We start from the raw sequence: 15890 nt of genomic DNA, 5'->3' as shown, positions 1-15890 counted from the left end.
TATGGAGTAAATGGATTAATTGCATTTGTTGAGTCCATTTAACTTTTTATCCTTCTCTAACCAAATTTAAAAAATGCTATATATTCAGGAGTGTTAAAGCGGTTAAAGATAAGAGAGCTTATCAGCTGCAAGCACACCAATAATTGGTTTCAAAAGGTAGAAGGCCAGTATAACTTTACAGATTTTTTCTTTCTGCCGGATGTGGGGGTTTGTGAATTTTATTATCTAAAAAACAAATTCCCTCCATGCATCCTTTAACAAGCAAAAACGTAGATGAGAGAACTGCAAATGTAATATAGCCATTCCATCCCTTATGATATTTGACTAAATTTGTATTCTTTTCAAGCCAATTCTCAAATAGCGTCATGGGTCCGCTAAAAAGGATAACACTTAAGATTGTTTTTATTGGCTTCATTTTATAGGTAAATTGATTATACATAACACATGATAAAGGAAACAGTATGTATAAAAACACAATGTTTGAATCAAAAAATTTAGGTAGATAGCGATGTGGATATTCCAAATATTTTGTTTTTATTACTGGTCCATCAAATACAGTAGAGACTAAAGTTTTAATAAAGTAAATTAGAAACCAGTCCTTTAAATCTCCTTTTTTTCGCGTTAAAAAAAATATGCTTCCGCCAATTCCAAACATGGTCAATAAATTCAATATTGTTCTGTCCTTCATAAATACACCTCCTAAAAATAATTTATCCATTGCAAAATGTATTATTAGCTGAAAAACAAATTATTAGTTTCACCAACAAGAAACTGGTTATTTTATACTAACGCTCATTTATCAAGTTTAATTAATGTAAATTATCTATTTTCGCCCGCGGAATAAACAACTGGGCTTTATGAAAATTTATTGACTCAGATGAGTATCGCGTGTAATTACAGAATTAAATTTGTCTGCCACCTGGGATAAAGAAGAGAAATAGGGGGATTCTGGTTCAAACATACTTAATCCTACTGATGATGAGAAAGAGACTTTCCTCTTGACTAAAGAAGTCACACCTCATATAATTCAATTATTCAATTTATGAATTGAATAATGTCTTTTTGAAAATGTTATACACAAAAATCTGCAGCAATTTCTAACCAGCCAATACTGTTCTAATAATTGGAGGTATTCATGAAGATTGATGTTTGTTCGAATAAAATAGATATCACATTTTGTTACATGGGGAAAGTTTACTTTGATGAGGCAAATACTAAAAAGAAAAGCTCTTTCTCACGCATATGTAGAAAGCCTGCACACACGATGGGAAGGAGGAATGAATTTTGGGCAATCCTATAGTTATAGTGGGAGCTGGTTTAAGCGGCCTTCGTGCAGCGTCTCTGCTTTCTGAACTGGGCATAAAATGCAGGGTTCTGGAGGCTAGAGATAGGGTTGGAGGAAGGGTGTTGAGTACTCCACATCCAAACAGATCTAACGCGGGTAAGTTTGACCTCGGGCCGACATGGTTCTGGCCACAGCATGAGAAGACTATGGCTAATTTAGTCAAGGAACTGAATTTAGAAACCTTTGACCAGTACACTAAAGGAGCAATGCTTTCAGAGCGATACCATAACGCATTACCTGAGCGTTATGTACTGCCAGAAAATTCTCTTGAAAGATCGGTGCGATTTACAGGAGGAGTTCAATCCCTTATTGAAGCTATTGAAAATACAATTCCGCCTGGCATAGTTGAGTTAGAAACGAGAGTAACAGCAATTCGACTAGATAAAACCGGTGCAATCACACTTGACGCTGAGCATGCAAATGGAAGTAAAGAAGAAGTCTATGCCATTGCTGTTATCTTAGCGTTGCCGCCTCGAATTGTGGCGAGTCATATTGAATTCTCTCCTTCACTCCCTAAAAACCTTATGACTGATCTTGTAAATAAACCTACCTGGATGGCAGGGCAGGCGAAGGCAGTTGCAATTTATGATCATCCTTTTTGGAGGGAATCAGGGCTCTCTGGCTTCGCAGCGAGCTGGGTTGGACCTCTGCAAGAAATCCATGACGCTTCTCCTAATACAGGCTCTGGTGCCTTATTTGGTTTCTTCGGGATGCCAGCAAAAATGCGAAGAGAACTCGGGGAGGATGAAATATTAAAATTGGTCATTGACCAATTGGTTCGGCTATTTGGACCTGACGCCAATAAAGTGAGTTCTATACTTTACAAAGATTGGTCCGGAGATTTCGAAACGGCTGTTGAGGAAGACAGCAATCCCCTTAGGGACTTTCCTGTATATGGTAAACCGCCGCAAGGAGGAGTATGGGAAAATAAAATCATTTTCGCTGGTACAGAGACTAATTCACAATATGGAGGACATCTTGAAGGTGCACTTCAGTCAGCTGAACAGGCAGTATTTGAAATCACTAATCTAAAAAACAAAACCTTATTAAGATAACTTAATACAATTAAACAATTTATTATGATATTTTTTTCTCTTATCCTCAAAAATTCCATTCACAGCAGCAGGAGGCCGTATGTGATGAAAATGATGAAAGCTATTTCATCTCTGATAAATGGCCTTGGTTCAGACAGTGAGCTTATAATCGCAGCTGGCTCTGGTGAGCAGCTGGAATTGTCAGCAATGGACTTTTTAAAAGGATCAAATACGGTTAGAGGTTCATTTACTGTCCAAGCAAAGGAAATCCAAGAAGCCGTTAAATTCAGTGTTTCCACTGATGTACGCCCAATGATTGAAACTTTACCATTAGAACGTGCTAGTGAAGCATACGATAAAATGATGGCTGTTTCGACTGGATTTCGTGCTGTACTAAAAATCTCTGAGTAATTTTTATCAGTGGTTTTACCTTTCACAATGTCATAAAATAACAGTTAATAGGGATATAAAAGTTAAATCGACATTTAAATCTCGGGAATAACCTTATTGAGGAGGAAGAATGGTGGAGGAAAGAATTGAAAAAGCAATTCAAGATATTTACCCTGATGACTTTGCCTGGTGTTATGGATGTGGAAGATTGAATAAGGATGGTCATCATCTTCGAACGGGCTGGCAAGGGGACAAGACCGTTACAATTTTTAAACCCGATTCAAAGTACATGGGTATCCCAGGCTTTCTTTATGGTGGACTTATGGCATCATTAATAGATTGTCATGGATCCGGCTCAGCTGCACTTGCTTTACATTATAAAAACGGAAACGAAATCGGTGATGGGACCGAACCGCCTCGATTTGTTACGGCTTCTCTTAATGTGGAATTCCTAAAACCTACTCCACAAGACGTTCCGCTAAAAGCTATTGGAACTGTAGAGGAAATTCATCCAAAAAGATGGAAAGTCCATACAGAAGTATATGCCGATGATAAATTATGTGCTCGTGGAGAAGTAACTCTTGTCGTAATGCCAAGTACTTTTATAAATAAATAGATTGATAAAAATGTTTTATCAGGAAAAGTTAATTTTTATATTAATAAATTATTTCTATATCACTCAAATCCTATAACTTTTTTTCCACCCAAACATTTTCAATAGTGTTCATAGATTACAATTAACACTTTCATAAAAAATGCCCAACTCCTTGGTATATACGGGATTGGGCATTTTAAAATTTACTTCATATTTAATGTTAAGAAGGATTAACGCTTATTTGCTTGGTTCGACTAAAAAATTTCAATTAATAAATGTTTTAAGATTGCTGCATTGGTTTAATATGGCTTTCAGTACCTTCAAGATAAAATATTAGAGAAAAAGTAAAATAGTAATTTAAGCTACTTCAATAAGATTTGATTAATTACCTTCAATATTCGTGCTTTTCTGATTCAAAAATACGCGTTCTCTTTATTGTTTTAGGTACTGATGGGAGATAATGCATTATAAACGCATGGCAAATTTCAACCTTGCGTTTTTTTTATGGACAATTTTCTTCCTAATAGTTGTTAAAATGAATCTTTGTTAAATACCTCAGTATTTACTTCCTAATTTATTGGAGATTCGCAAGCCGTATTCGATTACTTTTTCGATTAAGCCGTTTTGTCTTTCTTCTGTGATATTGAAATTAACATATCCGATGCTTATGGCTCCAAGGAGTTCATTTGCATGATCGAAAATAGGTGCAGCGACAGAAGAGGTTCCAGGCGTTTGTTCACCATGACTCTCCCCATAACCCTGCCTTCTAACTTTGCTTAATAGTTTTATAAACGAATCTCTTTCCTCGGAGGGGACTAATGAATTAATAACTTTGACAGTCTCGGAGTTTGGCATATTAGCTAACAGCACTTTGTTGGCTGCCCCAATATTCAACGGAATTCGAATCCCGAGCTGATCATTGATGCGAATAGGATTGTTGAGACAATCAATTCTTTCAACTACTAGTGATTCTAATCCAATTGGCTTGCTGAAATACACACTTTCCTCCACCTCATGCATTAATTTTTCCATCTCTGGGCGAATCAGTCCAACAAAATCAAAGGTGTCATACATTTTAAGTCCATATTCCAACCAGGTGTTACCCATAGAATATAATTTCAAATCTGGGTCCTGCTGAATAAGCCCGTGCTGCTTCATGGATTGAAGGAGGCGATGAAGTGTACTGACAGGCAAGTCGCATTCCTTTGATAGATCTGTAATGGAAATCCACATTCTTGTATCATTTTTAGACAAAACCTTGATTACCTGCATGGCACGATCGATTGTCTGCATCTTTTATCCTTCCATTCCTTTTAATTTACATTATTGTATTGAAATAAATTATTCAGTAAATTCAAAATATATTGACATGAAGAATCTATCACTATAATATCATATTATAAGTTTTCCTGTCAGAGGAAACTAATTCCGATATGCGGAAAAAGGAGGTTGAGCCAATTAGTGACTTCAATGTACAAAAAGCTAAACACTGTCATTTTAAAGCATCCAAAAGAAGCATTTATCAGTCAGGAGCATTTAAGGAGTGAGTGGAAAAAGTTTAACTATATCAACGAGCCGGATTATATGAAAGCCCAGCAGGAATACGAACAGTTTCTAGCCATTATTAAGAAACATGTCACCCATATTAAATTTCTGCCTGTTTCAGAAAAGGTGGGGCTTGATTCGCTTTATGCTCATGATCCCGTTAAATTTACGAAAAAAGGCGCAATAATTTTAAAATCAGGGAAAACATTACGCCAGCCTGAAGCAGAAATTTATAAAGAATTTTTACAAGAAAAAAATATCCCGATTCTGGGAGAGTTATCTAATGATGCTGTGGCTGACGGGGGAGATCTTGTTTGGTTAGATGACCGCACATTATTAATTGGACGCGGTTATCGAACAAACGATGAGGCGATTCGCCAAATTAAAGAAATGACAAAAGATATAGTTGATGAATGTATAGTTGTCCAACTCCCTCATGATCAAGGGGAAGAGGAGTGTCTTCACCTTATGTCTTTTATAAGCATCGTAGATGAAAACCTTGCAGTAGTGTATTCACGGCTTATGCCGGTATTTCTAAGACAGATGCTTCTGCAACGCGGCTTCCAGCTGGTTGAAGTACCGGATGATGAATACCGGAGGCTCGGCTGTAATGTGCTCGCTGTTGCACCGCGCATTTGTGTCATTGTTTCCGGAAATCCTCAAACCAAACAGGGGCTGTTGGATGCAGGGGCGACTGTCTATGAATATGAAGGTAATGAAATTTCATATTTAGGCACTGGAGGACCAACATGCCTCACATGCCCTGTGGAACGTGTTTAACCAAAGTCTACTAATCTGAAAAATGATGGAGGAATCATACATGTTAAGAGAATCAACAACAAAATCAACACAAGCTGCCAAAATATTTCATAACACAATTGTAAAAAAACCCGGCTCAACTTTTATCAATGGATTAACAACATCTGACCTTGGAACACCTATTTTAGAAAAAGCATTAGAGCAGCATGATGCCTATATTGAAGCACTTAGAATGTGCGGTACAGAGGTAACAGTTCTTCCAAGCAGTGATCAATATCCGGATTCTACGTTTGTAGAAGATACAGCTGTTTTAACACCAGAGTTCGCAGTCATTTCCAACCCTGGTGCGGAAAAAAGAAATGGAGAGATTCACGAAATAGAGCCGGCAGTCAAATCCTTCTTTGATAAAATTTATTATATTAAAGCGCCTGGCACACTTGACGGCGGCGATATTTTACAAATCGAAGATCACTTTTACATCGGAATCTCTACACGGACGAACCAGGAAGGCGCCGAGCAGCTTAAACAAATTTTGGAATCCGAAAACTATAAGGCAACCATCATTCCGTTACAAAAGTTCTTCCACTTGAAAACTGGAATAGCTTATATAGGCAATCAAACGATTGTTGTTGCTGGAGAATTTATCAACCACTCACATTTCAGTTCCTATCAACAAATTGTGGTGCCGCCGGAAGAGGAATATGCCGCAAACTGTATTCGCGTCAATGACTATATCATCATCCCTTCCGGCTACCCGCAAACAAAGCAAAAAATTAATGAAGCTGGATTCCAAACGATTGAACTTGATACATCTGAATTCCGTAAACTTGATGGCGGTTTAAGCTGTTTGTCACTGCGTTTTTAAAAATTTGTTAAAAAAGGTTCGTTTTAATTCGCATAGAAGGAGCGTTAAGTTATGACACAGCTAAGGTGGGGAACCCCAGACGCATTGCGTAGGTTATTGTGTGAAGTAGTAAGCTGGAAAAGTATGACACTTACGGAGGGAGAGCGTAAATTTTCTTTTAAAGTGACAGCGAAGCTCAAGGAGTTAACCTATTTTCGAGAAAATCCTGATTACTTGAGGCTCCATGATACCGATTTCGGCCGGTGCTTTGTAACCGCTTTATATAAGCACCCTGATGCCACAGAAACGATTGTGTTAATCAGCCATTTTGATACAGTAAATACAGAAGAATATGGTGATCTTCAGGAGTATGCCCATCTCCCGGAGGAATTGACGAAATTGCTTCATTCCAGAGCAGATGAGCTGCCAGAAGAGGCCAGGCAGGATCTTCTCTCGGGAGAGTTCTTATTTGGCAGGGGTACGATGGATATGAAAATGGGCCTTGTCATGCATATGGGATTAATAGAAAAAGCAACTGTTGAACATTGGCCAATTAATCTTATCCTGCTGACGGTTCCAGATGAAGAAGTGAACTCATCCGGAATGCGGGCAGCTGTTCAGAAACTTATAGAATTGAAGGAAAAACATCAGCTCACCTATAAGCTTTTCCTGAACGGAGAACCGGTATTTACACAAGAGCCGGGTGACAGAAACTATTATGTGTATTCAGGCTCTATTGGTAAAATCATGCCTGCCGCACTTTTTTATGGAAAAGAAACGCATGTGGGGGAACCGCTTAGCGGTATAACAGCACCTTATATTGCCTCGTTTTTAACACAAAGAATGGAGTGGAGTATGGCGCTGCAGGAAACAGATAAGGGAGAGGAAACTCCGCTGCCGGTGACACTGCAGCAAAAGGATCTTCGTCTGGAGTATTCAGCTCAAACACCGTATCGTTCATCGGCTTTGTACAATGTATTCTTAATGAAACGGAATGCAGAGGAAATCATGAATATATTCGAAAAGGTAGCGCAAAGTGCAGCTCACGCCTGCAACAAAGCCTATAAAGAAATTTGTAAGGAACGGAATGTATCTCCCGTAGGTGAGGTCCGTGTGCTGCGCTATGAAGAACTTGAAAAGCATGCTATTCGAAAATTTGGTGCAGATTTTGTTGCGGGTATCAAAGACTTGGTACAGAAAAAAGTGGAATGGGATGACCGGGAGAAATCTATCCGGATTACTGATTCGTTAATTATTAATTGTCAAGAGCTGACACCGGCAATCGTTCTGCTTTATGCACCGCCTTATTATCCGGCAGTCAATTCTTCTGAGGATAAGCTGGTCGCAGAGTGCATTGAATATGTAAAACAACAAGGCTTTGAAAAGTTTGGACTGCCTGTTAACCAAGTACATTATTTTAATGGAATTAGCGATTTAAGCTATGTCAATTATCAGGATGCTGGTGACGGCTGGATCGTATTTAAAGAAAACACGCCGGTTTGGGGCAGCAGCTACAGCATTCCATTCGATGAAATGACACAGCTCCAGGCACCGGTACTAAACGTTGGCCCATTCGGAAAAGACGCTCACAAACGAACCGAACGCCTCCACATCAAAAGCGCCTTCGAAGAAGTACCCGCCCTTGTAGAAGGGATGGTCAAAATGCTGGCAAAAAAGCACCTAATGGTATCAGGCGCAACTAGGTGACAATATGATGATTTTGTCCATTCAGGTGGACAATTCGCGCAGGCTGATACCAATTTAAATAAGGGATGTGATCTAGATGGTAGAGCAAGAGGGTCAGAAGAATCAATTAAACCGGTCAATGAAGCGTCGTCATTTATTTATGCTTTCTTTGGGTGGAGTAATAGGGACCGGATTGTTTTTAAATGCCGGCTACACGATCAATCAAGCAGGGGCAGGAGGGGCTTTAATCGGGTATTTATTCGGTGGTGTAATTCTGTATCTTGTCATGGTTTGCCTGGGTGAGCTTGCTGTGTACATGCCTGTTACGGGATCGTTCCAGACTTATGCCAGTAAATTCATTAGTCCTTCGGCTGGTTTTTCATTAGGCTGGATGTATTTCATTGGCTCAGCCACAACAGCTGGTGTAGAATTTACGGCTGCCGGAATTTTGATGAAACGCTGGTTTCCGGATATTTCAGTATGGGTATGGTGTGCAATATTCATCCTTCTTTTATTTACACTCAATGCCTTAACAACAAGGGGATTTGCTGAGGCGGAATATTGGTTTTCCGGAATTAAAGTTGTAGCTGTGATCTTCTTTATTATTATAGGCTTCAGTGCCATCTTGGGCATCATACCACTGGCGGACAGGCCGGCGCCATATATGGAACATTTAGCTCCTAAAGGCCTTTTTCCTGCTGGAATTGCCATCGTGTTTGTAACGATGATGAATGTCATCTTTTCCTATCAGGGATCAGAATTAATCGGAATTGCCGCCGGTGAAAGCGAGGAGCCTCAAAAGAATATTCCGCGTGCGATTCGAAATGTCCTATTTAGAATCATTATCTTTTATATTGCTTCTATAATTATACTATCTGCTATTTTCCCAACAAAAGAGCTCGGGATACTAGAAAGCCCGTTTGTAACCCTGATGGACTTGGCTGGAATTCCATTTGCACCTGATATCATGAATTTTGTTATTTTAACAGCTATTTTATCTGTAGGAAACTCTTGTATTTATGCTTCGACCCGCTTACTTTGGGCGATGGCTCATGATGGAATGGCACCAAGAGTTTTTGGAAAACTCTCAAAACGGAAGGTTCCGTTCACTGCTCTCGTATTCACCATGATATTTTCACTTTTATCATTGCTCACAAGCGTGTTTGCAGCTGAAACCGTGTTTGTACTATTAATGTCTATTGCTGGTATTTCTGTCACTATATCATGGATGGGAATTGCTCTCTCTCAATTCATGTTCCGACGTAAGTATATACAAGCAGGTGGAAAGGTAGAGGATCTGAAATATAAAGTCCCATTCTACCCAGTCATCCCGCTAATTTGTATCATATTCTGTGTCTCTATTCTGGTATTCCTGGCTTTTGACCCAACTCAGCTGGCAGGACTGCTTATCGGAATAGGATTCCTGCTTGTCAGTTATATTTTCTATTACTTCAAAAATAGAAAGACAGATAAAGTGAGTTCAAATAATGAGATTGGTGCATGAGAGTAATTATCCTGGCTACCATAAAAACTAAATAGGATTGCACCCATTGGGAACTTTTATTAAGTTCCCTTTTTTCATGTTTAACCCCTGCTAAATTAAAAGGTGTTTATGGTCAATTTCAGCTGCTGAATCAGGCTGTTTTATCTTATCAGTATGAGAGAGTTCTGAACCCGGGAAGCGAAAAGGACATACTCAAATACCAGGGGACTTTAACTTCCAATTGAAAATATTCTAATCCATGGTGCAAGAAGGAATTTTCCGGGAATTTACTAGAGTTAACAATTAGAAATGCCATTGACGGGTTCACCATTGAATTAATGAGAAAGCCACATTTAGATGTTCAGGCATATACTGGGGAACTGGTTACAATCTTTGAAAAATCCACTCAAAAGTAATATGTCACTTAGAAGGATCACTATGAATTACTATGAGGTACTTTGTTATAATGCAAAAAACATTCAGAGTATACGAAGGTTCACTAATATATATATAATTTAAGGAAAATAAGACAAAGATTTTTTGCTGCGAAGATTGTAGTTTTAAAATATACATTAATGTAATAAAAAACTTCTTTCGATAGTTTTTGAGGAGAGTCCATAAATTGTGAAGCAGCAAAAGCTGTCTATCTAATAGAAGAGGAAGAGAAGGGAGTGTTTCTCCGAGGAAAAGAATATCTTCTAAATTTAAATGGCGGAAAATGCGAATGCAGCAATTTTGTCAGCGCTCATATGCCAAACATTAAGCCTGACTTAAATGCCAGACTTAATGTTTAAAAAAAATGGAACAGATTTAAATATGATGGAGCGGCTTCCTAATTATTAACTTCCTCTTTGGCTAATATTTTCATCGGTTGAACATATTCATAGCCAAGATCCTTTGCTACTGCTTTATAGGTGACTTCACCATTCATTGTGTTCAGTCCTGCTGCAAGAGCTGGATTTTCAGTCAATGCAATCTTTACACCCTTATTGGCAATTTGCAGCGCGTATGGAACTGTTACATTTGTAAGGGCTATAGTAGAAGTTTGCGGAACAGCTCCCGGCATGTTTGCCACAGCATAATGGATAACACCGTGCTTAATATAAGTTGGGTTATCATGAGTAGTGACTCTGTCAGCTGTCTCAATAATACCTCCCTGGTCAACTGCGACATCAACAACTACAGATCCTGCTTCCATCGATTTTATCATTTCTTCCGTCACTAGTCTCGGTGCCTTTGAGCCTGGGATGAGCACAGCTCCGATCACTAAATCGGAATCTGCAACCGCCTTGGCAATGTTAAAAGGATTAGACATAAGTGTTTGGATTTGGTTGCCGAAAATATCATCGATTTGGCGCAATCGCTCTGGGCTTAAATCGATGATTGTTACTTCAGCACCCAGACCCATTGCAATTTTCGCAGCATTTGTTCCTGCAACTCCACCGCCTATGACAGTAACCTTTCCTCTCTTAACGCCTGGTACACCTGCAAGAAGAATTCCTTTCCCGCCTTTTGTTTTCTCCAGAAGCTGTGCACCAATTTGGGCGGACATTCTTCCAGCTACTTCACTCATTGGAGTAAGCAGGGGCAGCGTATTTCCAGCTTGAACTGTTTCATATGCAATAGCTGTTACTTCATTTTCCACCAGTGCTCTTGTCAGTTCAGGTTCTGCTGCTAAATGCAGGTAAGTAAATAAAATAAGGCCTTTTCGGAAATACATGTATTCACATGAAATGGGCTCCTTGACCTTCATAATCATATCTGCATTTGCCCAAACATTCTCTGCGGCAGATTCAATAGTGGCTCCAACCTCTTGATAGGACTCGTCCCTAAATCCACTCCCAAGTCCCGCTCCAGTCTCGATAACTACCAAATGACCAGCATTAATAAGGCTCATAGCACCGGCTGGGGTTAGAGCTACCCGATTCTCATTATTTTTAATTTCCTTCGGTACTCCAATAATCATTTATAAAACCTCCATTAATCATTATTATTAAAGATTACTAGCTTTAGCTCAGTCATTTCCTGGATGGCATATTTAATCCCTTCACGTCCTATGCCGCTTTCTTTTACACCGCCATACGGCATGTGGTCAACACGGAAGGTGGGTATATCATTAATAAGGACCCCGCCAACATGCATTCTCTTTGATGCCTGTAATGCAGTGTGAATATTATCTGTATAAATGCCAGCCTGCAGCCCATAACGGGAATCATTAACAAAATCAATCGCTTCCTCAATAGAGTTGACTTTGTTTATTAAAACAATTGGAGCGAAAACCTCCTGACATGACACCTTAGATGCTGGATCCACTCCTAATAAAACAGTAGGAAGGAGGATATTGCCTTCACTGGCTCCTCCTGCAGCAACGATTGCTCCATTTTGTTTTGCCTCTGAAATCCATTCAAGAGTTCGTTCCACGTCCTTAGGATTAATTAAAGCAGAAACATCTGTGTCAGGATTTAAAGGATCGCCAGCTTTCAGTTGTTGTGTTGCTTTAACAAATTTTTCAACGAAGTTGGTGTAGCTATCCTTATGGACATAAATTCTCTGAAGGGAAATGCAAACCTGCCCCTGATAACTAAAGGCACCTTCAACACAGCGCTTAATGATTTTGTCGATATCAATATTTTTATCAACAATGAGTGCAGCGTTAGATCCCAGCTCAAGGGTGACATGTTTTAATCCAGCTTTATTCCGGATGCCAATTCCAACCTCTGGGCTGCCGGTAAATGTAATTTTCTTCACTCGCTCATCTGATATCAGTTTTTCACCAATGACCGCACCACTTCCCGTTACCACATTAAAAGCACCTGGCGGCAGCCCGGCTTTTTGCATAAGCTCAGCAAGAAAATAGGCCGAAATGGGCGTCTGCCCTGCTGGCTTTAATACAACTGTATTTCCTGCAGCAATGGCAGGTCCAACCTTATGGGCAACTAGATTCATCGGAAAGTTAAAAGGGGTAATGGCTCCGATAACCCCAAGTGGTTCTTTCACAGTGTATGCTAATCTTCCTTCACCGCCTGGAGCTGCATCCAGCGGGATTGTTTCTCCGCTAATTCTTTTCGCTTCCTCAGCAGCAAATTTGTAAGTTTGAATAGTTCTTGCCACTTCTCCTTTAGCGGTATTTAGCGGCTTCGCCGCCTCTAAAGAAAGAATTTCAGCAGCTTGATCAAAGTTCGCTTCGAATAGGCCAGCGAGGTTTTCAAGGATTGCTGAACGTTGATGGCTTGGCATTTCAGACATAATCGTTCTCGCCTTGTATGCAGATTCTATAGCTGAATTGACTTCTTCCACTGTTGCACTTGGGATTTCTGCGATCTTTTCTCTGCTATAAGGAGAGAATAGGGGAATATACTGTTTTGCTACTGTCCACTCTCCATTGATAAACAAGTGATATTTTTTCATTAGCATATAACCTCCAAATTGAACCAGTTTAAATTCTTTTTAAAAAAAGTCTTGGTTGAAATAAAAGTCTACAATTTTTGCTCTATTTTATAGATGGCATCATGGATAATTTCTATTAAACAATCAATCTCCTGCTTATTAATTGAAAGGGGAGGGGCAAATACAAGTATATCCATCCCATCGAATACAACCGATCGGCAAATGAGTCCCTGTTTGGCTGCCTCATTTACAATCAGAGGGGCGAGAGGTCCTGCTGCTGGTTGTTGGCTATTTATTTCAATAGCTCCCATAAGACCTAAGGCCCTAACATTTGTAACAATCTCTCTCTCTCCCTGGATCCATCTAAAGCCCTTGAGCATTTCTGCACCCATATGTTTGGCGTTCTCAACTAAGTTTTCATTTTCAATGATTTCAATATTCTTCAGGGCTACAGCACATGCCATTGGATGACCGCTATAAGTATAGCCATGCAGGAGTGTGCCAGTTGATAATCGTTTAAAATCTTCATATATCTTTTCCGAGAGGACAACACCGCCAAGCTGTGCATATCCACTAGTGACTCCTTTGGCAAAACACATTAGATCGGGGGCAACACCGTAATGCTCAATTCCAAAGTATTTTCCTGTCCGGCCAAATCCGGTAATGACTTCATCAGTGATAAATAGAATATTGTATTTATCACAAATATCTCTCACATTTATAAAATACTCCCTAGGAGCAATATGAACTCCTCCAGCTCCTTGTATAGGCTCTGCAATAAAGGCAGCAATTGTATCAGGTCCTTCAGATATAATTGCATCTTCAAACGCTTTTGCCGAAAAATTATCCGTATGATAAAAATCCGGTGCTAAGGAATTTGTGAAATCCCTGAAAGGCTTTAGTCCTGTTGCGCTAGTTGCTCCCATTGCAACTCCATGGTAGGACTTTATTCGGGAGATTATTTTCTTCTTCTGAGGCTGCCCTTTTAAAATCCAATAATGCCTTGCTAACTTATAGGCCGTATCATTGGCCTCTGACCCCCCGGAAGTAAAAAAGGTCGTATTTAAATCCCCAGGAGTAATTTCCGCTATTTTAGCAGCTAATCGAATAGCTGGTTCATTGCTAAATGTGGCGAAGCAGGAGCTAAAAGCCAGCTTATTCATTTGTTCCATTGCAGCAAGACCCGGCTCTTTTCGCCCATGGCCAATATTTACATTCCAAAGAGAGGACATTCCGTCAATAACCTTTTTCCCATGAACATCTTCGAGATATACACCGTCTCCTTTTGCAAAAATATAGGCAGGACCATGTTCCTGCTGTTGTTGAATAGGGGATGTCGGATGCATGAAATGCTTTTTGTCCAATTCCGCCAATTCTTGATAAGTAAGTTCATTTGCGTTCATTATCATTCTCACCTCATACTTTAAATTTAAGTTTCAGAAACCTATTTTTAAAAAATACTTTTCATTAATTACAATGCAAGGATTGTGCCAAATATTATATGTAAGCCATTTTTTCGGGGGAACACACAAAAAAAGAGCTGAATAATAATCAGCTCGAGTTTTTTATAATTAAGAGTATAAGTTTTCATGAGTTTTAAAAAATGAGTAGCTCTGGGACGGTTTCGCATTTCTTATGGCCACGGCTGCTGCTGAGTGATACAATGGATATTTCCTCCGCCAACCGACACCTCGCGAGTGTTAACCGTAACAATTTGGCGGTCTGGGAACATTCTTTGAAAAGCGGCAACAGCATGCTCATCCTGGGGATCATTGAACGTTGGCAAGATAACTCCTCCGTTACATAAATAACAATTAATATAAGTAGAAATAAAGGTCACGTGTGTTGATCGTTCGTAACTATGTCTGGAGTAATCAATTTCAAAACTTTCAGCTTCGCTTAATGTTATTTGTTTCGGCATTTGTATTTTGTGTATTTTTAGTTTTCTGCCTTTTGCATCTGTTGTATCCTTTAGCCGTTCGTATGCATTCTGAAGCACTTTAAACTGCGGATGAATGGGGTCATCTGTCCAGCTCATGGCAATTTCACCAGGCTTAACAAAAAATAATATCTCGTCCACATGCCCATCTGTTTCATCTCCGACCAGACCATCCTTTAACCAGATGATCTTTTCTACATTCAGGAATTCAGAAAGTCTTTCTTCTACCTCTTCTTTTGTTAAATTTTTATTTCGGTTTTTATTTAAAACACATTGTTCGGTAGTAATAAGGGTGCCTTCACCATCCACGGTTATGGCACCGCCTTCTAAAACAAATTCTGTTGCATCGTACCGGCTTATATGCTCGATTTCTAATACTTTTCTTTTTACCTGAAGATCTAAATCCCAAGGGAAATATAAACCCTCTTCAATTCCTCCCCAGGCATTAAACCCCCAGTCAATCCCGCGCACCTCACCTTGATCATTTTTCACAAAGGTTGGACCAATATCTCTCATCCAGGCATCATTAGAGGAAATTTCAATTACGCGGATATGTTCAGGTAAAAGGGCACGGGCATTTTCGAATTGTTCCGGTCTTACACACATGGTAACAGGTTCAAATTGTGCAATCGCTTTTGCAACCTCAACATATACCCTTTGAGCCGGCTTGGCACCAGCTCTCCAGGTATCCGTTCTAACTGGCCAAAGCATCCAGGTCCCCTTATGTTTTTCAAATTCGCCCGGCATTCTAAAACCGTCTTTTTTTGGTGTGCCATTCATTGTTAATACCATGTTTTATCCCCCTAAACTCAGTAATTCACTGTAATTATTGACAGAGCTTTTAAATGAAGAAAGCAGCGGTGCTTTAAAAAAACTCCCTCCT

The 15890-nt window shown here is 39.5% G+C and carries 13 protein-coding genes; 7 read left to right on the top strand and 6 right to left on the bottom strand.

Going from position 1 to position 15890, the window contains the following annotated elements; genetic code table 11:
* Window positions 1-175: 175 nt before the first annotated feature.
* Window positions 176-688 (bottom strand): CBO0543 family protein, encoded by a 513-nt coding sequence (locus ACR42H_RS15165; RefSeq protein WP_113884723.1) that lies wholly within the window; start codon window positions 686-688, stop codon window positions 176-178.
* A gap of 596 nt (window positions 689-1284) precedes the next feature.
* On the opposite strand from ACR42H_RS15165, the gene ACR42H_RS15160 reads away from it, so the two are divergent.
* The 3 genes from ACR42H_RS15160 to ACR42H_RS15150 all read left to right on the top strand — a co-directional run bounded on the left by ACR42H_RS15160 (window position 1285) and on the right by ACR42H_RS15150 (window position 3385).
* Window positions 1285-2400: a flavin monoamine oxidase family protein gene (locus tag ACR42H_RS15160; RefSeq protein WP_436371551.1), complete on the top strand. Its 1116-nt coding sequence runs from the start codon at window positions 1285-1287 to the stop codon at window positions 2398-2400.
* A gap of 81 nt (window positions 2401-2481) precedes the next feature.
* Entirely contained in the window at window positions 2482-2790 is a 309-nt protein-coding gene (locus ACR42H_RS15155; RefSeq protein WP_436371549.1) for a hypothetical protein, read from the top strand.
* A gap of 109 nt (window positions 2791-2899) precedes the next feature.
* Entirely contained in the window at window positions 2900-3385 is a 486-nt protein-coding gene (locus ACR42H_RS15150) for a PaaI family thioesterase (RefSeq protein WP_113884725.1), read from the top strand.
* A gap of 534 nt (window positions 3386-3919) precedes the next feature.
* On the opposite strand, the gene ACR42H_RS15145 is transcribed toward ACR42H_RS15150, so the two are convergent.
* The gene (locus tag ACR42H_RS15145; RefSeq protein ID WP_436371547.1) at window positions 3920-4657 is read right to left on the bottom strand and encodes an IclR family transcriptional regulator; all 738 of its coding nucleotides are present in this window, start codon (window positions 4655-4657) and stop codon (window positions 3920-3922) included.
* 177 nt (window positions 4658-4834) lie between these two features.
* Between ACR42H_RS15145 and ACR42H_RS15140 the strand changes: the two genes are divergently transcribed.
* The 4 genes from ACR42H_RS15140 to ACR42H_RS15125 all read left to right on the top strand — a co-directional run bounded on the left by ACR42H_RS15140 (window position 4835) and on the right by ACR42H_RS15125 (window position 9702).
* The gene (locus ACR42H_RS15140) at window positions 4835-5689 is read left to right on the top strand and encodes a dimethylarginine dimethylaminohydrolase family protein (RefSeq protein ID WP_436371545.1); all 855 of its coding nucleotides are present in this window, start codon (window positions 4835-4837) and stop codon (window positions 5687-5689) included.
* A gap of 40 nt (window positions 5690-5729) precedes the next feature.
* Window positions 5730-6533, top strand: coding sequence for a dimethylarginine dimethylaminohydrolase family protein (locus tag ACR42H_RS15135; protein WP_436371543.1), 804 nt, complete (start codon window positions 5730-5732; stop codon window positions 6531-6533).
* Window positions 6534-6584: 51 nt separating this feature from the next.
* A complete protein-coding gene (locus tag ACR42H_RS15130; protein ID WP_436371541.1) occupies window positions 6585-8219 on the top strand; it encodes a M20 family metallopeptidase in 1635 nt (544 codons plus the stop codon).
* Between the two features lie 76 nt (window positions 8220-8295).
* Window positions 8296-9702, top strand: a complete 1407-nt coding sequence (locus ACR42H_RS15125; RefSeq protein WP_436371539.1) for an amino acid permease — start codon at window positions 8296-8298, stop codon at window positions 9700-9702.
* Between the two features lie 811 nt (window positions 9703-10513).
* Here the strand turns inward: ACR42H_RS15125 and ald are convergent.
* From ald to aguA, 4 genes are all read right to left on the bottom strand, one after another.
* The gene (ald, locus tag ACR42H_RS15120) at window positions 10514-11647 is read right to left on the bottom strand and encodes an alanine dehydrogenase (protein ID WP_436371537.1); all 1134 of its coding nucleotides are present in this window, start codon (window positions 11645-11647) and stop codon (window positions 10514-10516) included.
* A 14-nt stretch (window positions 11648-11661) separates the two neighbouring features.
* Entirely contained in the window at window positions 11662-13095 is a 1434-nt protein-coding gene (locus tag ACR42H_RS15115; RefSeq protein WP_436371535.1) for an aldehyde dehydrogenase family protein, read from the bottom strand.
* Window positions 13096-13157: 62 nt separating this feature from the next.
* Window positions 13158-14471 carry an aminotransferase family protein gene (locus ACR42H_RS15110; RefSeq protein ID WP_436371533.1) on the bottom strand — a complete coding sequence of 438 codons (1314 nt, stop codon included), beginning with the start codon at window positions 14469-14471 and terminating at the stop codon, window positions 13158-13160.
* 230 nt (window positions 14472-14701) lie between these two features.
* Window positions 14702-15799 (bottom strand): agmatine deiminase, encoded by a 1098-nt coding sequence (gene aguA, locus ACR42H_RS15105; RefSeq protein ID WP_436371531.1) that lies wholly within the window; start codon window positions 15797-15799, stop codon window positions 14702-14704.
* Between the last annotated feature and the right edge of the window lie 91 nt (window positions 15800-15890).

Origin of the sequence: Cytobacillus sp. BC1816 (genome assembly GCF_051353635.1) — a bacterium.
In the GTDB taxonomy this organism is placed as follows: Bacteria; Bacillota; Bacilli; order Bacillales; family Cytobacillaceae; genus Cytobacillus; species Cytobacillus oceanisediminis_C.
This window is presented reverse-complemented; position numbering and strand designations above follow the sequence as displayed.